At 65.1% G+C, this 18419-nt stretch carries 20 protein-coding genes and 1 pseudogene; 13 read left to right on the top strand and 8 right to left on the bottom strand.

Annotated features, from left to right (window positions below; all coding sequences use genetic code 11):
• Window positions 1-4 precede the first annotated feature (4 nt).
• The gene (locus A5784_RS32220; RefSeq protein ID WP_064948926.1) at window positions 5-478 is read right to left on the bottom strand and encodes a hypothetical protein; all 474 of its coding nucleotides are present in this window, start codon (window positions 476-478) and stop codon (window positions 5-7) included.
• Window positions 479-510: 32 nt separating this feature from the next.
• Between A5784_RS32220 and A5784_RS32215 the strand changes: the two genes are divergently transcribed.
• The 8 genes and pseudogenes from A5784_RS32215 (at window position 511) to A5784_RS32180 (ending at window position 7667) form a co-directional block, all read left to right on the top strand.
• Entirely contained in the window at window positions 511-1794 is a 1284-nt protein-coding gene (locus A5784_RS32215) for an NADH-ubiquinone oxidoreductase-F iron-sulfur binding region domain-containing protein (protein WP_064948925.1), read from the top strand.
• Window positions 1791-1985 (top strand): annotated as a pseudogene (locus A5784_RS32210) (ferredoxin); the annotation flags it as partial. The gene A5784_RS32215 and the pseudogene A5784_RS32210, both read left to right, overlap by 4 nt.
• Before the next feature lie 36 nt (window positions 1986-2021).
• Window positions 2022-3677, top strand: coding sequence for a thiolase C-terminal domain-containing protein (locus tag A5784_RS32205; protein WP_064948923.1), 1656 nt, complete (start codon window positions 2022-2024; stop codon window positions 3675-3677).
• A gap of 5 nt (window positions 3678-3682) precedes the next feature.
• A complete protein-coding gene (locus A5784_RS32200; RefSeq protein WP_064949000.1) occupies window positions 3683-4549 on the top strand; it encodes an alpha/beta fold hydrolase in 867 nt (288 codons plus the stop codon).
• Complete coding sequence (locus A5784_RS32195; protein ID WP_064948922.1) at window positions 4549-5367, top strand: NAD(P)-dependent oxidoreductase; 819 nt, start codon at window positions 4549-4551, stop codon at window positions 5365-5367. The genes A5784_RS32200 and A5784_RS32195 overlap by 1 nt, the downstream gene beginning before the upstream one ends.
• On the top strand, window positions 5367-6161 hold the full coding sequence (locus A5784_RS32190; RefSeq protein ID WP_064948921.1) for an NAD(P)-dependent oxidoreductase: 795 nt from the start codon (window positions 5367-5369) through the stop codon (window positions 6159-6161). The genes A5784_RS32195 and A5784_RS32190 overlap by 1 nt, the downstream gene beginning before the upstream one ends.
• A 115-nt stretch (window positions 6162-6276) precedes the next feature.
• The gene (locus tag A5784_RS32185; RefSeq protein WP_064948920.1) at window positions 6277-7479 is read left to right on the top strand and encodes a cytochrome P450; all 1203 of its coding nucleotides are present in this window, start codon (window positions 6277-6279) and stop codon (window positions 7477-7479) included.
• Window positions 7476-7667: a ferredoxin gene (locus tag A5784_RS32180; RefSeq protein WP_064948919.1), complete on the top strand. Its 192-nt coding sequence runs from the start codon at window positions 7476-7478 to the stop codon at window positions 7665-7667. The genes A5784_RS32185 and A5784_RS32180 overlap by 4 nt, the downstream gene beginning before the upstream one ends.
• Window positions 7668-7734: 67 nt before the next feature.
• On the opposite strand, the gene A5784_RS32175 is transcribed toward A5784_RS32180, so the two are convergent.
• From A5784_RS32175 to A5784_RS32165, 3 genes are read right to left on the bottom strand one after another with little or no spacing between them, the layout of a single operon-like run.
• Window positions 7735-8034 carry a DUF1330 domain-containing protein gene (locus A5784_RS32175; RefSeq protein WP_064948918.1) on the bottom strand — a complete coding sequence of 100 codons (300 nt, stop codon included), beginning with the start codon at window positions 8032-8034 and terminating at the stop codon, window positions 7735-7737.
• A 16-nt stretch (window positions 8035-8050) separates the two neighbouring features.
• Window positions 8051-8245, bottom strand: a complete 195-nt coding sequence (locus A5784_RS32170; protein ID WP_064948917.1) for a ferredoxin — start codon at window positions 8243-8245, stop codon at window positions 8051-8053.
• A complete protein-coding gene (locus tag A5784_RS32165; RefSeq protein ID WP_064948999.1) occupies window positions 8242-9525 on the bottom strand; it encodes a cytochrome P450 in 1284 nt (427 codons plus the stop codon). The genes A5784_RS32170 and A5784_RS32165 overlap by 4 nt, the downstream gene beginning before the upstream one ends.
• A gap of 188 nt (window positions 9526-9713) precedes the next feature.
• Here A5784_RS32165 and A5784_RS32160 point away from each other — a divergent pair, with 188 nt between their 5' ends.
• From A5784_RS32160 to A5784_RS32140, 5 genes are all read left to right on the top strand, one after another.
• Complete coding sequence (locus tag A5784_RS32160) at window positions 9714-10364, top strand: TetR/AcrR family transcriptional regulator (protein WP_082945221.1); 651 nt, start codon at window positions 9714-9716, stop codon at window positions 10362-10364.
• Window positions 10365-10380: 16 nt separating this feature from the next.
• On the top strand, window positions 10381-11682 hold the full coding sequence (locus A5784_RS32155; protein WP_064948915.1) for an acyl-CoA dehydrogenase family protein: 1302 nt from the start codon (window positions 10381-10383) through the stop codon (window positions 11680-11682).
• Between the two features lie 32 nt (window positions 11683-11714).
• Window positions 11715-12698: a phosphotransferase family protein gene (locus tag A5784_RS32150; RefSeq protein WP_064948914.1), complete on the top strand. Its 984-nt coding sequence runs from the start codon at window positions 11715-11717 to the stop codon at window positions 12696-12698.
• Window positions 12695-13687 (top strand): NADPH:quinone oxidoreductase family protein, encoded by a 993-nt coding sequence (locus A5784_RS32145; protein WP_064948913.1) that lies wholly within the window; start codon window positions 12695-12697, stop codon window positions 13685-13687. Before A5784_RS32150 ends, A5784_RS32145 begins: the two co-directional genes overlap by 4 nt.
• Window positions 13688-13841: 154 nt before the next feature.
• The gene (locus tag A5784_RS32140; protein ID WP_082945229.1) at window positions 13842-14966 is read left to right on the top strand and encodes a cytochrome P450; all 1125 of its coding nucleotides are present in this window, start codon (window positions 13842-13844) and stop codon (window positions 14964-14966) included.
• A gap of 79 nt (window positions 14967-15045) precedes the next feature.
• Here the strand turns inward: A5784_RS32140 and A5784_RS38925 are convergent, their stop codons facing one another.
• The 4 genes from A5784_RS38925 to A5784_RS32120 form a co-directional block, all read right to left on the bottom strand.
• On the bottom strand, window positions 15046-15216 hold the full coding sequence (locus A5784_RS38925) for a hypothetical protein (RefSeq protein WP_197514954.1): 171 nt from the start codon (window positions 15214-15216) through the stop codon (window positions 15046-15048).
• 374 nt (window positions 15217-15590) lie between these two features.
• Entirely contained in the window at window positions 15591-16475 is an 885-nt protein-coding gene (locus tag A5784_RS32130) for a polysaccharide deacetylase family protein (RefSeq protein ID WP_064948910.1), read from the bottom strand.
• Between the two features lie 16 nt (window positions 16476-16491).
• Window positions 16492-17136: a fumarylacetoacetate hydrolase family protein gene (locus A5784_RS32125; RefSeq protein WP_197514953.1), complete on the bottom strand. Its 645-nt coding sequence runs from the start codon at window positions 17134-17136 to the stop codon at window positions 16492-16494.
• A gap of 38 nt (window positions 17137-17174) precedes the next feature.
• The gene (locus tag A5784_RS32120; protein ID WP_197514952.1) at window positions 17175-18407 is read right to left on the bottom strand and encodes an MFS transporter; all 1233 of its coding nucleotides are present in this window, start codon (window positions 18405-18407) and stop codon (window positions 17175-17177) included.
• Window positions 18408-18419: the final 12 nt, after the last annotated feature.

Genomic DNA, 18419 nt, shown 5'->3' with positions numbered 1-18419 from the left:
GGGCTCACACCGCGCGGATGTGCACCTCGCAGTTGAGCGACGCCTCGAGTGCGGTATGGATCCGGCTTTCGGGGATGCGCTCCAGGTCGGCTTTGCGCAGGGTAATCGACACCACGTCCCAGCCGTCTCCGTCGACCGTGCGCTCGATCTCGCCGGACAACCCGAAACCTGCCAGCACGCCGCGGGCGTCGTCGTCGGTGCCACGGCTGACGAAGGTCACCACGCCTGCCGCGGGATCCGTACCGAAAGCCTTGGCACACAGTTCGATCACGAGCTGTTGAAGCTGCTGGGCGTCGTCGCCCGGGATGAGAACCTCCACTTCACGCCGGTGCGGGGCCATACCGGTGAGCTGGTTGTCCAGCACCTGCGCGCCACGGTCGACCACCATGTCGCGGAGCATCGCCATGCCGTCGGCGAGCTGCTGCGGTCCGAGCTCGCCGGCCGGATCGACTCCGACGCGCACGACAGCAGTTCTCATGCCGGTTAGCGTAGCCGGGGACGGGATGTGATATGACAAGCGATCTCACCGTCGCGGTGTGGCCGGGCATGACGCCTCGCCTGTTGCGCACGGAGACACTCACCGAATACACCCTGGCCGGTGGCTATGCGTCCCTTGACGATCCAGGCCGGCTGCTCGATGAGGTGCAGGCCAGCGGACTGCTCGGCCGTGGTGGCGCGGCTTTCCCGCTGGCGGTCAAGCTGCGCACGGTACGTGACAACGGTCGCGAGGCCGGCGGCGCCGTGGCGATCGGCAACGGCGAAGAAGGTGAACCAGCGTCGATCAAGGACCGGTGGTTGCTGCGCAACCGGCCCCATATGGTTCTCGACGGCCTCCGGCTCGCGGCCGCGATGATCGGCGCGCCGCATGTCTACCTGTACGTGTCCGACCGCCGGGCCGCCGAGCAGGTACAGGCCGCGCTCGGCGAACTCAGCGGTGAACTCGGCTCGCTGCGCATCGAATTGGTCGTCGTCGCACCGGGTTACGTGGCCGGTGAGGAGACGGCAGCGGTCCACGTCGTCAACGGCGGTCCGGCCAAACCCACCGACAAGCCGCCACGGCCATTCGAACAGGGCGTCGGCGGTTTGCCGACCCTGGTGAGCAATGTCGAGACCCTCGCCCAACTGGCGTACCTGAACATCCACGGAGCGACGCAGTTCCGGACCGTCGGCACCCACGCTTCGCCAGGCACTTTCTTGGCGACCATCACGGGCGCGGGGCGTCCGGCCGCCCTCTACGAGCTGCCGCACGGCGTCGCGGTGGCGGATCTGCTCACGCTGCACGGCATTCCCGCGCAGCACGTCACGGGGGCGCTCATGGGTGGGTACTTCGCCGGGCTGCTCAATCGCGACATCCTCGGGGCCACCCTGGATCACGAGACGATTCGGGAGCTCGGCAGCGGGCTGGGATGCGGCGCGATCACGATCCTCACCGACGACTGCCCGGTGGCAGTCGCCGCGTCGGTGCTCTCCTACTTCGACCGCGAGAATGCGGGGCAGTGCGGGTCCTGCTTCAACGGCACGGCGGCCATGGCGGCGGTGGCGACGGCGTTGCGCGACGGCGTGGCCTGCGAGGACGATGTCGCCCGGCTACGACGCTGGTCGGTGGTTCTGCGGGGCCGGGGCGCCTGCGCCACACTCGACGGTGCGGCGAATGTGGCGGCCGGCCTGCTGACCCAGTTCCCCGATCTCGTCCAGCGTCATCTCGAAAATCGGTGTTCCGCTTGCCGTTCCGGTGCGTACATGGCGATGCGGCCCTACGAGGTGGAGCGACTCGATGAGGTGGTGGGGGTATGAGGATCAAGCTGGACCGCACGCTCTGCGACGGATTCGGGCTGTGCGCCAAGCACGCGCCCGGGTACTTCCCACTCGACGACTGGGGATACGCCTCGCTGGAAGGCGACGGCACCATCCCGGAGGCCGATCATGACGCGGTCAAACGTGCGCTGCTGGATTGTCCGGTACACGCGATCATCGAGTTGGCCGAACCACGATCCGTCATCGAAGCCGGCTAGGGAGACGAGTTGTCAGGGATACCGGGCCGGCCGCTACCCACGGTCACCGCGCTGAACGAATACTTCTGGACCGCGGGCGCCGACGGGGTGCTGCGCATCCAGGAATGCCTGGACTGCAACGCGCTCATCCACCCACCGCAGCCGGTGTGCCGATACTGCCGCAGCCACAAACTCGGACCCCGCGAAGTCTCCGGGCGCGGTTCGCTGGCGGGCTTCACCGTCAACCACCGGTTCGGGTTCCCCGACCTGCCGCCGCCCTATGTGGTTGCCGAGGTGGCCATCGCCGAGGATCCCCGGGTTCGGCTGACCACCAACATCGTCGACGCCGATCCCGACGACCTCGAGCTGGGACAGCCGGTGGAGGTCACCTTTCAACAGCTCGACGATGTCTGGCTGCCCGTCTTCCGCCCGGCGGCAGACCGCAGACCCGCTCCCGAGCCGGTCGACCTCATCGCGCCCGAGGACTTCGCCGAACATGTCCGGCCGATGCTGGGCACCCGGAAGTTCGAGGACCACTCGGCCATCACCGGGATCGGCGCCTCCCGGCTGGGCCGCCGGTTGATGGTGCCACCGCTGGCGCTGACCATCGAGGCCTGCGAGGCCGCGGTCGCTGACGCCGGGCTCACCCTCGACGATATCGACGGCCTGTCCACCTATCCGGGACTCGATGTCGCCGGGATGGGTGAGGGTGGCGTCACCGCGCTGGAAGGTGCCGTCGGCTTGCGGCCCACATGGATCAACGGGGGCATGGACACATTCGGGCCGGGTGGTTCGGTGATCGCGGCGATGATGGCCGTCGCCACCGGCATGGCCCGGCACGTGCTGTGCTTCCGCACCCTGTGGGAGGCGACGTTCGGCCAGCTGGTCAAGGAGGGCAAGCTCGCGCCACCGATGGGCGGCCGCACTACCAGCTGGCAACACCCCTACGGCGCCACCTCGGCCGCACATACCTTGGCGCAGAACGCCGGACGCCATTTCCACCGCTACGGCACCACCCGTGAAACCCTGGGCTGGATCGCGCTGAACCAACGAGCGAACGCCGCACTGAACCCAACAGCCATCTACCGGGACCCGCTCACGATGGAGGACTACCTCTCGGCGCGCACCATCACCACGCCGTTCGGACTCTACGACTGCGATGTGCCCTGCGACGGTGCGGTGGCCGTGGTCGTCTCGGCCGTCGACGCTGCGCGCGACCTCGCCAAACCGCCGATCCGGTTCGAGGCGGTGGGCACCCAGATCATCGAACGCACCGACTGGGATCAGACCACCATGACCCACGAACCGCAGGTGCTGGGCCAATCAGCACACCTGTGGTCGCGAACCTCGTTGCGGCCCAGCGATGTCGACGTGGCCGAACTGTACGACGGCTTCACCTTCAACTGCCTGTCCTGGATCGAAGCCCTCGGCTTCTGCGGCATCGGCGAGGCCAAAGACTTCCTCGACAGCGGCCACAACATCGCCCGCGACGGTGTACTGCCCCTGAACACCCACGGCGGGCAGCTGTCGCACGGCCGTACCCATGGCATGGGCCTGATCCACGAAGCGGTCAGTCAGCTGCGCGGCGAGGCCGGCGACCGCCAGGTCGCCAATGCCAAGGTGGCCGTGGCCAGTTCAGGTGGCCTGACCCCCAGTGGTGTCCTGCTGTTGCGGACGGACGAGTGATCGTCATGGACAACGCGATTCCGCATCCTCGTGTCGTGATGGTCGACGGCGTCCCGATGTCCGCACTCGTCGCGGAGGCCTCTGCCCCGCGGGCCGTCATCGTGGCGTTGCACGGCGGGGCCACCACATCGGCGTACTTCGACTGCCCCGGGCACCCGGAGCTTTCGCTCCTGCGCGCGGGAGCGGCCAACGGCTACACGGTGATCGCGCTGGACCGGCCGGGATACGGCGCGTCAGCGGCCTACCCGGACGCCATGGCGCATCCTGACCAACGCGTGGCACTCGTGTTCGGCGCGGTACACCGGATAGCCGGGCCGGGTGCGCCGTTCGTCCTGGGCCATTCGCTGGGATGCGAGCTGACACTCCGCATGGCCGCCTGTGCCGACGTATTGGGCATCTCACTGGCCGGCACAGGCCGCCGATATCAGGCCGCCGCCCAGGAGATCCTCAAGAACGCGGCGACCGACCATCGGCCCGCGGGGCTGCGTGATCTACTGTGGGAGCCGGCCCGGCTGTATCCGGCTGACGTCATCGGCACCGGGCTCTCGTCAGCCGGCGCCTCCTACGAGGCCGAGGTCATCAAAACCTGGTCCGCACAGGACTTTCCGGAGCTCGCAGCCAAGATCACCAGCCCGGTGCAATTCCTCGCCGGGGATCACGAGAGGGTATGGGAGTCGGATGCCACGGCGCTGGCGGATATCAGCGCGATGTTCGGCTCCGCACCGCGCGTCGATGTCAGCGAACTCGCCGAGTCGGGGCACAACCTCAGTGTCGGGCTGACCGCAGGGCGTTATCACCGCCGCGTGCTGTCGTTCGTGGAGGACTGCGTGGCCACCCGTGGCCGCACCGATATGGAAGTGGAGGCAAGTTGATGCGTGTCGGATTCATCGGGTTGGGCAGCCAGGGCGCTCCCATCGCACGCCGGATCGTGGACGGCGGCTACGAGACCACGCTGTGGGCACGCCGTTCTGCGTCACTCGAACCGTTCGCCGACACTGCGGCCAAGGTCGCCGGCTCCCCCGCCGAGCTTGCCGCGGTAAGCGATCTGGTGTGCCTGTGCGTGGTGGGTGATGACGACGTGAAGGAGGTGCTCGGCGGCGATACCGGGGTGCTGGCCGGTCTCGCGCCCGGCGGCATCATCGCCATCCACTCCACCGTGCATCCCGATACCTGCCGCGAGATCGCGGCTCTCGCTGCACAGCAAGATATTTCGGTGCTCGACGCGCCCGTGAGCGGCGGCGAGCCCGCAGCCAAAGCAGGCACCCTGCTGGTCATGGTGGGCGGCGAGGACGACGTTGTCGAGCGGGTCCGGCCGGTGTTCGCCACCTACGCCGACCCCGTCGTGCACCTCGGCGCGGTCGGCAGCGGCCAAGTCGCGAAGATCTTGAACAACCTCTTGTTCAGCGCAAACCTCGGTGCCGCGATGAGCACGCTGGAACTCGGTGAGGCGCTGGGAGTTCCGCGCGGCCGGCTCTGTGAGGTGATCACCCGCGGGTCGGCCACCAGCAAGGCGCTCAACAGTATCGCGATGTTTGGCGGCACCCTGGACAACCTCGCTCCGATCGCGGGGGCGCTGCTGCAGAAGGATTGCCGCCACGCCGCGAGTCTGGCCGGTGCCGCGGCAGCGCGCGAGGGCGCGGTCTTTGACGCTGCGGACGCCGCACTGCTGCTGATGAATCACCCCCGCTGATGCGCATCGGCGTCATCGGTGCCGGCCGCATGGGCGCACCCATGGTCGGCCGGCTCGTCGCCGCCGGGCACCATGTCACCGCGCTGGGTCGGACTCCCGAAAAACGCGACGCTGTCACAGAACTTGGCGCGTCGGCGGCAGTGGATCAAGTCGCGGTAGCCGACGGAGCAGACGTGGTGATCGTCTGCGTGTTCACCGACGAACAGGTCCGCGCGATCTGCGTCGAGGCTGACCTCACGGCCGCAATGCGGGCCGAAGCGGTACTGGTCCTGCACACCACCGGAAGTCCTTACACCGCAGAGCAGGTCGCGGCACTGGCGGCGCCCCGTCACGTCGGCGTCGTCGATGCGCCGGTCAGCGGTGGCCCGCACGATATCGCCGCCGCCCAGTTGACGGTGTTCGCCGGGGGCGACGACCAAGCGGTGGCATATGCCCGGCCGGCGTTGGAGAGCTACGCCGACCCGGTGCTACACGTCGGCCCGCTCGGCGCAGGGCAGCGCGTCAAGCTCATCAACAACGCGTTGTTCGCCGCCCAGATCGGCCTTGTAGCCGAAGGGGTGCGGCTCGGCGGGCGGCTCGGTATCGACGAACCGACCCTGCTCAAGGCACTGGTCAACGGCAGTGCGGGCAGTCGCGCCCTCAGTGGCATCGCCGCAACGGGTTCAGCGGGCGCGTTCATCACCCGGGTCGGCGAGTTCATCGGCAAGGACGTGGCCCTCGTCCGCAGCACCGCGGCCGACCTGAACACCGACCTTGGGCTGCTGGACACCGTGGTCGACGCCGGACTGCGCTGATTTTCCTTTTCAACGACACCGAAGACCGTTACTGTTACCGTTACAGTTCATCAGTTTCCCGTAACGTTCGTTACGGCGCTTCCGGCAGCAGCCCAGCCGTGAAGGAGGAGTGTGAATGACCAAGCCTCAGGTGATTTTCGACCCGTTCTCCGAAGAGTTCTTCAACGATCCGTTCGACATCTACCGGCGGATGCGCGAGGACGCACCGCTGTACTACAACGCTGAGCTCGACTTCTATGCACTGACCCGGCACGACGACGTCGCGGCCGCCCTGAAGAATCACGACGCGTTCTCCTCATCGCGCGGCTGCGATCTGGCCATGGTGCAGAGCGACGAGCCACCCCAGAAGTCGATCATCTTCATGGATCCACCCGACCACCGGCACATGCGCAGCCTGCTCAACAAGGCCTTCACTCCGCGGGCGATCCAGGCTCAGAAGGACACCGTGATCGAGCAGATCGAACACTTCCTCGGGCTGATCGACTCTGACGAATTCGATGTCGTCCAGGACTTCTCGGGCCCGTTCCCGGTGGAGGTCATCACCCGGATGGCCGGGGTCGACCCGGAATACCGCCAGCAGGTTCGGCACTGGATCGACACCAGCCTGTCACGCGAACCCGGCCAGATCGGCTTCACCGAAGCAGGTATGCAAGCCACCATCGACACCGGCATCTACTACTACTCGCTGGTGCAGAAGCGTCGCGAAGATCCCAAAGACGACATGATCAGCCGGCTGATCGCCGCCGAGATCCCCGGCGAGGACGGCCAGCTCCGGCGGCTCGACGACATCGAGATCACCGGCTTCGCAACGCTTCTCGGCGGGGCCGGGGCCGAGACCGTCACCAAGCTCGTCGGAACCGCGATGGTTTTGTTCGCCCGCCATCCCGAGCAGTGGCAGAAGCTGCTCGATGATCGCGACAAGATCCCGGCCGCCGTCGAAGAGCTGCTGCGCTACGAGGGCCCCGTCCAGTACAACGTGCGCTACACGCTCAAGGAGGCCGACGTACCCAGCGGCACCATCCCGGCAGGCAAGGCGGTGTTCCTGATCAGCGCCGCGGCCAACCGTGATCCCGACGCGTTCACCGAGGCCGACGCTTTCGACATCGACCGCGACCGCACGGAGGCACAGAACCTTGGCCTCGGGTACGGGATCCACAGTTGTCTCGGTGCGGCGCTGGCGCGGATGGAAAGCTGCATCGCCCTGGAGAAACTTCTCGACTTCATGCCACGCTATGAAGTCAACTGGGATGGCCTACAACGGGTTCAGATGCAGAACGTGGCAGGCTACTCCCATGTACCGGTGAGGAGGCTGTCGTGAGCAAGGTGCACGTGGACTTCGGCCTGTGCGAAAGCAACGCGGTGTGCATGGGCATCATCCCCGAGGTGTTCGACCTCGACGACCAGGACTATCTACACGTACTGCACGAGGACGTGACGCCGGAGAACGAGGCGCAGATCCGCGAGGCGGTGCGCCAATGCCCGCGGCAGGCCATCTCTCTCCGTTGAGCCTGCGTCCAGGGCGCATATGTGCGAGTGGCGGGCACCCTGCGCGCAGAGTCAGCGCATGGAAATTTCAGGTCGGGAAGCCCGAGAAGATCACGCCGTTGCACTCGGCGGCGCGTGCTCGCACCTTCGCGGCCGCCTGGTACGCGTCGGAGTAGTACCACTCGCGCGCCGCATCCACCGAGTCGAATTCCAGCACCACCGTTTGGGTTCCGTGCCACGAACCCTCGATCACTTCGGGCTTCTGAGCGACGGCGACGATGGTCGCACCGGCCATCGCCTGCATCGCGAGCTTGCCGTATTCGGCCATACCGGCCGGGTCCTTGACATCCTCAGTGATGATCACATACCCCTTGGGCCCACCGGACATGGACGAATCTCCTTGACTAGTCATTCGTTTCGATGATTGCTTGTTCGGGGCAGTTCGCGACGGCCTCACGAGCGGAATCCTGCAACTCCGCCGGAACATCCTCGGGGTCGGCCACTGCGTAGCCGTCGTCGGACAGGCTGAAGATCTCGGGGCACATCGTCAGACACATGCCGTGTCCACGACAGCGGTCCTCGTCGACGGTCACCTTCATCGGACGTCAAACTCCAGGTGCAATTCGGTGAGGCCGCGCAGGATGAAGGTCGGGATGTAGCCGTAGCGCCGCTCACCGCGCGGTCCGTGCTGGTCCGCGGAGATACGGATGTCGTTGGTGCGATCGAGGAGTCGCTCGATGCCGACGCGAGTCTCCGCGCGCGCCAACGGCGCACCTGGACAGCTGTGGATGCCGCGACCGAAGGCCAGGTGCTGGCGGGCGTTCTTGCGGGCGGGGTCGAACGTGTCGGGGTCCTGGAACCGGCGCGGATCGCGGTTCGCAGCGCCGTTGAGCACCATTACCGTTGTGCCTGCGCTCAATTCGGTCTCACCGACGGTGACCGGGCAACGCGACAGCCGGAAGTCACCTTTGACGGGGCTCTCGATGCGCAATGTCTCCTCGATGAAATTCGGGATGAGGCTGCGGTCGTCGCGCAGTCGCCGCTGAATGTCGGGCTGCTCCGCGAGCACCTTGAGCGCGGTGCTCAACAGCCGCACCGTGGTTTCCTGTCCGGCGGAGAACACGTTGGTGGCCACGCGGGCCACGTCGCCGACATCGGGAACCGAGCCGTCGGGGAAGGTGGCTTCGGCAAGCCCGGTCAACACGTCGTCGCGCGGGTGGGCGCGGCGGTCGGCGACGTAGTCGGAGAACTGCCCGTAGAGGAATTCCAGCGGGCTGTGCGCCAGCGATGCCTTGTTGGTGCTGCCGACCCCGCCGCCGGAATGCTGTTTGATGCCGTCCACGAACCCCTGTCGATCCTCGTCAGGGATGCCGAGCAGATCGGCGATGACCAGCAGGGTGAACGGGCTCGCGAACCCTTTGATGAAGTCGCCTTCGTCAGGCGCCAGATACGTATCGAGCACCTCGTCGGCAAGCTGCCACATTGCGTCCTCGTTCTCCTTGAGGCGCTTGGGCGTGATGAGTCGCATCAGAAGTGAACGGTGATCGGTATGGGTCGGTGGGTCCAGGGTCGGCAGCTGATCACTGAACGGCAGTTCGTTGCGGTGCTTTTCGATCAGCGCGGTCACTTCGTCGGCACTGCGGCCTTCCAACGGCACCGGAAATCCAGGGAAGGGTCCCGTGACCGAGATGCACGACGAGAAGGTCTCTTCGTCGTTGTAGACCGCGACCGCTTCATCCCAGCCGGTCACCATGGTCACGCCGTAGTGGCCCTCTCGACTGACCGGACACTGGTCACGAAGCGCCTCGAAGAACGGATACGGGTCATCGACCAATCGTTCATCGCGGAAGAAATCGATACCCGTTGGGTCGATCGCCATGCGTAGCTCCCGTTCCAGCCGCACGATCATGAGAATGCGGCTCTCATCTTTGAACATTACATTTCCACAGCGTCGGGTGCGCGTCAATGTAGGGCGCGGGCCGACGACGTTCCGCTGTCACGATTCAACAGTTAGTTAGACGCGCGTCGACTATTTCCACGAGTTCAATACCCTGTTACAGTCCTGATATGCCCCGCTCAGACACGCCTTCCATAGCTGACGGTAGTCAGCGTCGAGCATCATTTCAGCGGGCCCGATCGCACCGGACCAAGCGCGAGTTGGTGCAGGCCGCGATGGCGTTGTGGCGGACCAACGGCTACGCCAAGACCACGGTCGCCGACATCTGCCGCGCTGCGGGGGTATCCCGCGCGCTGTTCTACTTCTACTTCCCTGCCAAAGAGGATGTGCTGTTCGAGGTCGGGCTGTTGTCCACCCGTTCAGCGCAGCGGCGCATGGAGTCGTTGGTCGGCGCCGACTACGACTTGGTGGAGGTGATCGCTCAAGGGCTGCGCAGTTTGGAACGGTCCATGGCCCGCAACCCTCCGGAACTCATCATCGAAACCATCCTTGAGGGCTACCGGCACGAGCACCGCATCCTGGCCGGCGTCTCGGCACCCGATGCGGCAGCTGCCGACATGTTCGGCGCCCTGTTCGCCCGGGCCCAGTCCGACGGCCAACTGGCCGACCACGTCGATGTCGCCCACCTCTCGCACCTGGCGCAGATCCTCGTCAGCGAGGGCGTACGGCACTGGGCGGGCGGCAGCTACGGAAAGCGCTCGTTCGCCGACGTCGTCACGCGCGACATCGCCGCACTCATCGCCGGATTCAACCACCAGTAGATCGGAGGGCCCAACCGTGGCTTGGGATTTCGAGACCGACCCCGAGTACCAGAAGCTGCTCGACTGGGCCGACGAATTCGTCCGTGACAAGGTCGAGCCGCTCGACCTGGTATGGCCGCACCAGCAGTTCACCCCGCTGGCAGGCAGCCGGCGCGATGCCGTGGATCCCCTGAAAGCCGAGGTCCGCCGTCAGGGCCTGTGGGCCACCCACCTCGGGCCCGAACTCGGTGGGCAGGGCTACGGCCAACTCAAACTCGCGCTGCTCAACGAGATCCTCGGCCGCTCGCAGTGGGCGCCCATCGTTTTCGGATGCCAGGCACCCGATACCGGCAACGCGGAGATCATCGCGCACTACGGCACGGACGCACAGAAGGAACGCTATCTGCGTCCACTGCTCGAAGGCGAGCTGTTCTCGTGCTACTCGATGACCGAGCCCCATGCCGGAGCCGACCCGACGCTGTTCACCACCAGGGCCGTACGCGATGGCGACGACTGGATTATCAATGGGTGGAAGTTCTTCTCTTCCAACGCCGCAACCGCGTCGTTCCTCATCGTCATGGTGGTGACAGATCCCGATGTCAGTGCCTACCAGGGCATGTCGATGTTCCTGGTGCCCACCGACACTCCCGGGGTGAAGATCGTCCGCAATGTCGGCCTGTACGGCGAGCGGGACAACGAGGGTTCGCATGCGTTGATCCACTACGACAACGTCCGGGTGCCCGGCGACGCCCTGCTCGGCGGTGAAGGGAAGGCCTTCGTCATCGCGCAAACCCGTTTGGGGGGCGGGCGGATTCACCATGCCATGCGCACCATCGGGTTGGCCCGTAAAGCGTTGGACATGATGTGTGAGCGGGCCCTGAGCCGCCAGACGCAGGGCAGCCGATTGTCGGACAAGCAGTTCGTGCAGGGCTACATCGCAGACTCCTACGCGCAGCTGCTGCAGTTCCGGCTGATGGTGCTCTACACCGCGTGGGAGATCGACAAGTACAACGACTACAAGAAAGTCCGAAAAGACATCGCCGCGGTCAAGGTGGTGATGCCCACCGTGCTGCACGATATCGCCTGGCGGGCAATGCAGGTCCACGGTGCCCTGGGCGTCACCAATGAGATGCCGTTCCTGGGTATGGTCACCGGTGCGGCCGTGATGGGGCTGGCCGACGGCCCCACCGAGGTGCACAAGACCACCGTGGCCCGCCAGGTGCTGCGCGACTACCAACCCACCGAGGGCACCTGGCCGACCGAGTGGATCCCCGGCAAGCGGGAGGCCGCGCGGGCCAAGTTGGCGGAGTACCTCGACGCTGAGGTAGGAAACCTGTGAGCGAGATAGACGTTGCGCGCCTTGCCGATTGGATGGATGCCGCAGGTATGCCCGGCAAGGGCGAACCGGTTGAGGCGCGGTTTCTGTCCGGCGGCACTCAGAACGTGATCTACGAGATCCGCCGTGGCGAGCAGAGCTGTGTGCTGCGCATGCCGCCGACGGGTGCCCCGCCCGACCGCGACAAGGGCATCCTGCGGGAGTGGAGGATCATCGAGGCGCTCGACGGCACCGACGTTCCGCACACCGCGGCAGTTGGGGTCTGCGCTGATCCCGAGATCCTCGGACGGCCGTTCAATCTCATGGGTTTCGTCGACGGCTGGTCGCCGATGGACCACCACGGCCGCTGGCCCGAACCGTTCGACAGCGATCTGGCCACCCGGCCCGGCCTGAGCTATCAACTGGCCGAGGGGATCGCGCTGCTGGCAGGCGTGGATTGGCAGGAACGCGGTCTCGGCGATCTGGGCCGGCCCGACGGTTTTCACGAACGCCAGGTGGACCGCTGGATCGGCTTCCTCGACCGCATCAAGAACCGCGACCTGCCGGGGCTCGAGGTCGCCACCGCATGGCTGCGTGCGCACCGTCCGCTCGACTTCGTACCGGGCCTCATGCACGGGGATTACCAGTTCGCCAATGTCATGTACCGGCACGGCGCACCCGCGCAGCTGGCCGCGATCGTCGACTGGGAAATGGGCACCGTCGGTGATCCGAAACTGGACCTCGCGTGGATGGTGCACAGCTGGCCCGCAGGCGAATCGAGCGAGTCCGACATGACTTACGTGGACATGCGCGGAATGCCGTCACGCGATCAGGTGGTCGCACACTATGCCGAGGTGTCAGGCCGTCAGGTCGACGATCTCGACTATTACCTGGTGCTGGCCAAGTGGAAGTTGGCAATCGTGCTGGAGCAGGGCTTTCAGCGTGCCGGCGACGACGCGAAACTGCTCGCGTTCGGCCCGGTGGTCACCGAGCTGATGCGTTCGGCGGCAGACCTCGCCGAGTCCAGCGACTACCGGTGAAGGCCGCGGTCTGCCCGCGGTACGGCCCCCCGGAGGCGGTACGCGTCGAGGAGTCGCCCTCCCCCGCACTGCAACCCGGGCAGGTACGCGTTCGGGTCGCCGCCGCAGCGGTGAACTATCCCGACGTGCTTTTGGTGGCCGACCGCTACCAGGTGCATGTGCCGCCACCGTTCATCCCCGGTAGCGAGTTCTCCGGCACGATCACCGAGATATCCAGTCCGGAAGCCGGTTTCGAGATCGGCGCCAGGGTGACCGGCTCCGCGATGTTCGGCGCGTTCGCCGAGGAGGTGTGCGTGCCCGCGGGCTCACTGGCACGGATCCCCGGCGGCGTCGACGACCGTAGTGCCGCGGCGTCCGGCGTGGCACACCGAACCGCCTATCACGCCCTGCGCTCGATGGCTCGCGTGCAGTCCGGCGATGACGTCGTGATCCTCGGCGCGGGCGGCGGTGTCGGATTGGCCGCGGTCCAGCTCGCCGCGGTCTTGGGCGTCCGGGTCACTGCCGTCGCGTCGTCGAACGAAAAGCTCGACGCGGCAAGGCGTTACGGCGCCGAGACCGTCGTCAACCATCGCAGCGGTGACCTTCGCGCTGCGCTGCGGGAGGCCGCGCCCGACGGTGCACATGCCGTCATCGACCCGGTCGGCGGGGAATTGTCCGAGCCGGCGTTGCGATCGCTGCAGCGCGGAGGGCGGTTCGTCACCGTCGGGTACGCCTCGGGCGTCATCCCCCGAATTCCGCTGAATCTGGTGCTGGTCAAGGGTGTTCACGTCCTCGGCTTCCAGTTCCAGGACGTGCCGGGCGAGGAATTCGCCCGCAACGAGGCTGAGCTGCGTGGCCTGTTGGCGAGCGGGACCATCGCGCCGCACATCGGCGCGGTATATCCCCTGTCCGAGGTCGCCGCCGCACTGCGGCATGTCGCCGACGGGCGCGCCGTGGGCAAGGTGCTCATCGTGCTTTCGGCTGATAGCAGTACTCCCAACATGCCGTGATCTTGTCGTCGCGTACCTCGCGGTCGCCCTTGACCGGACAATCCCCGGCCTGCTAAGCAGATGCACAGCACCTTCAAATCCGGTCAGGAGATCAGCTGTGCCCACGTCAACCGAAGCCGATCTGTACTACGACCCCTACAACATCGACCTCAACATGAATCCCTCCCCGGTGTTCGCCCGGCTCAGGGAAGAAGCCCCGCTCTACTACAACGAACAGCATGACTTCTACGCGCTGAGCCGCTACGAGGACGTCAACAAGGGCGTGATCGACCACGACACGTTCATCTCGGGACGCGGTGCCCTACTGGAGCTCATCAAGTCCGGCATGGAAATCCCGCCGGGCACATTGATCTTCGAAGATCCACCGATCCACAACATCCACCGCAACCTCCTGTCACGGGTGTTCACGCCGCGTAAGGTGCTCGCGCTGGAACCGCAGATCCGCGAGTTCACCACGCGCTGCCTGGATCCGCTGGTCGGGACGGGCAAGTTCGACTTCGTCAACGATCTCGGGGAGCAGATGCCGATGCGGGTCATCGGCATGTTGCTCGGAATCCCCGAAGATCGTCAGCAGCAGATCACCGCCCACGGCGAGGAGACGCTGCAGGGCAAGACGGTCGAATCGCTGGCCACCGGTGAAGTGTTCGCAGAGTTCATCGACTGGCGGGCCGAACATCCGTCGGACGACATCATGACCGACCTACTCAATGCCGAATTCACCGACGAGACCGGCACGATGCGCAGGCTTCGCCGCGACGAGTTGCTGCTGTATCTGACTGTCATCGCCACTGCCGGCTCCGAAACCACCACCCGGCTACTGGGCTGGGCCGGTAAGACGTTGGCCGAAGTGCCGGATCAACGGCGCGACCTAGCCCTGAACCCTGGACTGATACCCCAGGCGATTGAGGAGATTCTGCGCTGGGAACCACCGGCGCTACAGCTCGCCCGCTACGTCACCCGCGACGTCGAGTACTACGGCCACACCGTGCCGGAAGGTTCGGCGATGCTGCTGTTGGTCGGCGCAGCCAACCGCGACCACCGCAGGTTTGCGCCCGACGGGGACGTCTTCGACATCTACCGGGAACATCACTCGCATCTGACGTTCGGCGCGGGCACGCATTTCTGTATGGGCAATGCGCTGGCTCGATTGGAGCTGCGCATCGCCATGGAAGAGATCCTCAGGCGATTCCCGGAGTGGGAGGTTGACTGGTCGAACGCGGTAGCGTCGGAAACCGCCGCGGTCCGCGGGTGGGCCGCGATGCCCACATTCGTCTCCTGATCGGCACAACAAAATCCGCCCTGGCCGGCGCACTGTGGTGCCGTCCAGGGCGGACGTCGAGCGGGCTTGCGGCCGCGCATCAGAAAGGCAGGTCGACGAAACCGCCTGTGGTGTTGGTCTCGTCGTGATTGTCGACGGTGTAGTGCGGTCCAACCGGCGACGCGGGCTGTGCCTGAGCCGGGGCTGCGAAGCCGAACACCGCTGCGGCCATACCACTGGCGATCAGAGTGGCAAATCCGATCTTCTTCATTTTGGTGCCTTCTTCCATATTCGTCGGGCGGTGTTCGAGTCGTGCGGCCCGGACGCCTTCGGTCGGCGGTTAGGTGGTGCATCTTGCCGATCTGACACATCAAACATGGAGGTCAGCGGGATAATTCCGGTGGCAGAAATTGATCTGCGGCTGGCAGAAATGGTGCGCTGCCCCGCCGCGAAAAGCGGCGGCGTGCGCACCTCTGAGCGGGCTCCGCGGCAAACTCCTGGTACGCCAAGCGGGCGGAAATGTCGGCGAGAACATCGGGGTTGGCGATTGCGACTGGTCGCTTTGGCGCTCAAATATTCCACAACGCATACGGCGAATTACTCACAACTGCAATTCTTTTCATATTTGTGATCGCACCGATGCCCTCAGTCGGATCTACCATCGCCGACGCTGGACAAGTGCCAGTCCAAAATTTGAGAGCCGGTCATGAACGCGACGTCGTCGTGGCTGCGGATATGGGCCAGTGCTTCATCGAGGTATCTCAGTCGGTGCGGTACGGCCATGATGTAGGGATGGACCACCAATGCCATGACTCGCGCTGAATCCGCGGAATCCGCGTAGAGCTGGTCGAACTGGTCGATGGCGCGTTGCCGGTATTCAGAGGCAGGGTGGTGCTGGATCAGCATCATCGCCACGTCATTGCATTCCTGCGTATAGGGGATGCTGGTGATCGGCTTGGTTCGTGTTCTCAGCACGGTCGGCTGGTCGTCGAGCACCCAGTCACAGACGTATTCGTAGCCCTCTTCGACGAGGAGATCCGGTGTTTCCCATGTTTCGGTGAGTCCCGGGCCCAGCCAGCCACGCGGTGCGCGGCCGGTTGCGCCGAGAATGGCCTTTGTGGTGGCCTGGATGTCTGCACGTTCGTCGGCTACCTTCTGCATGTTCTTCTGGGTGAAGCCATGCCCGATGAACTCCCACTGCCGATGCAGTGCGGCATCCGTGATCGACGGGTAGGCCTCGATGGCGCTACCGTTGATCGCCAGAACTGCGGGGATTTCGTGTTTGTCGATCACGTTGAGTAGTCGCCAAAATCCGACGCGGTTACCGTATTCGTGCCAGCACCAGTTGGGTATGTCAGGGGTCGGGACACCACCCGCCGGAGGGGACAACACTGTGCGCGGCATCGGTTCGGTGGGCGACCATTCCTCAACATTGACGATGAGCCACACCGCCATGCGCTTGCCATCAGGGAGGCGACGGGCGGGGCGATCGGTGATGGCGCTGTAGCTGATACGTTCGTAGGGCAGCATGATTCTCCTGGGGTTGTCAGTCAACGGAAAAGGTGAGCGTCTGCAGGCCGTCGATGCGGACGGTGACGATGTCGCCCGGTGTCAACGTCCCGACGCCTGCGGGTGTCCCTGTGTAGATGAGGTCGCCGGGCTTGAGTACGTATTGACGTGACAGTTGGACGATGATCTCGGGGACGTTCCAGATCATCAGCCCGAGTGTGGTCCGTTGTCGTTCAACGCCGTTGACGGACAAAGTCAGTGTCGAGTCCGCGTTGCCGTTCCACCCGCCGGCCGGGGTGATCACGCCGCACGGTGCGGAGTGATCGAAGGATTTGCCCGCTTCCCAAGGGCGCATTTGCGCGCGACATTCGCGTTGCCGGTCACGCCGCGTCAGGTCAACGCCCGCGGCGTAGCCGTAGACCAGATCCAGTGCGGTCTCAGCCGACACGGCCGACCCCTCGGCGCCGATCGCGACGACAAGCTCGCCTTCGAACTCGAATTCCTCGGTTTCCGGCGGGTAGTTCACGGTGTCACCGGAGCTGACGAGGGCGTCGGTCGGTTTCTGGAAGAAGAAGGGATCGTCACGTTCATCGCCTTCTTTCATTTCTAGAATGTGATCGACGTAGTTTCTTCCAACACAATAGATTCGACGCACGGGAAACTGTATGTCGTTGCCCAGCACCGGGATTGTCGAGGAAATGGCGGGCCATAGTGTTGCGGTCATGGGTGTTGCAGACTCCTTGAAGTTGCGGTGCGGTGGTGATTGACGGTGCAGTTGTTCAGCAGAAGCGTGAGCCCGGCGCAGATCAGCGATAGACCGCTGATTTGGACAAGCCCGGCCGCGATCCAGGAGGTTGCGGCCACCAGGTCGCTGTAGAGCAGGCCTGCGAATGCCGCCGCGATATAGATGCACGTGATGAACAGGCCCGATGCTTGACTGGTACGCGAAGGGTCGACGCTTCTCACCAACGATGTAGCGAGAGCGACGTACAGCCCGCTGCTGGCGATCAGTCCAAAGATGAGGGACCAGGCGCACTGCCACCACACTTCAGCGGGTCCGGCGAACAGCGCTGCACCGGCCACGGCCTGCATCAAACAGAGGGCGGTGATGAAGACTTTCGGATTCAAGCGGTCGGTCAACCATCCTCCTAGGGGCGATGCGAAGGCAGCCAGACCGGACAGACTCACTGCCAGGCCGGCATCGCCTGCGCTGAATCCGTGGTGCTCGCGCAGAAAAGTCGCGTACATGCCGATGTAGCCAAAGTCGATGAGACCGAACAGCGCGGTCACGCAGGCGAGGATGAGCGGGTTCCGGCTTCGAAGTGATGGACCGTCTGCGCCGCGTGGTTGTGCGTCGTTGGTCGGCTCAGTGTTGAGCTCGGTGAGCCGCGGGGACACTACAAACGCGACCATCAGGACCAACGCCAGGCCAAGCATCGCAAAACAGATCATCGGAGCACGCCACGAGTGGTAGCGCTCCAGCAGTGCGACGCCCAGAAGTGGTCCCACGACAGAACCGAGGGCAAAGGCCGTATTGACCGCTCCGATCGCTACCCCGCGTCGATGAGGAAAGGCGGTGGAGGCAACGGTGAGAATGGCGCCCAGCTGCATCGCTTCGCCGACACCGGAAGCCACACGCCACAGGAGCATGTCGGCAAATCCCAAGCTGACGACCGTCAGCAGAGTTGCCAGCGAGAACAACGCCGTACCCGTGATGATGGTGTTTTTTCGGCCGTAGCGCTGCAGCGCGTATCCGAGGGGGACGCCGGTGAGCCCCATTCCCAGCGCGAACATGGTGGACTGCAAGCCGGCCAGGGACAGGTCGAATTGGTATTCGGTGCGGATGTCTGTGAGTAGTACTGGAAAGATCATCCGGTCCATGGCATTGACCGAGTAAGCCAGCAGAACTGCGGCGAACATGGTCCAAGCTGTTGTGCTGGACAGCGGTGTCATGTCCGCGGCGTT

This window comes from Mycobacterium sp. 852013-50091_SCH5140682 (genome assembly GCF_001665685.1).
Classification (GTDB): domain Bacteria; phylum Actinomycetota; class Actinomycetes; order Mycobacteriales; family Mycobacteriaceae; genus Mycobacterium.
Note: the sequence above shows the minus strand (reverse complement) of the source record. Positions and strands in the feature narration are given on the sequence as shown.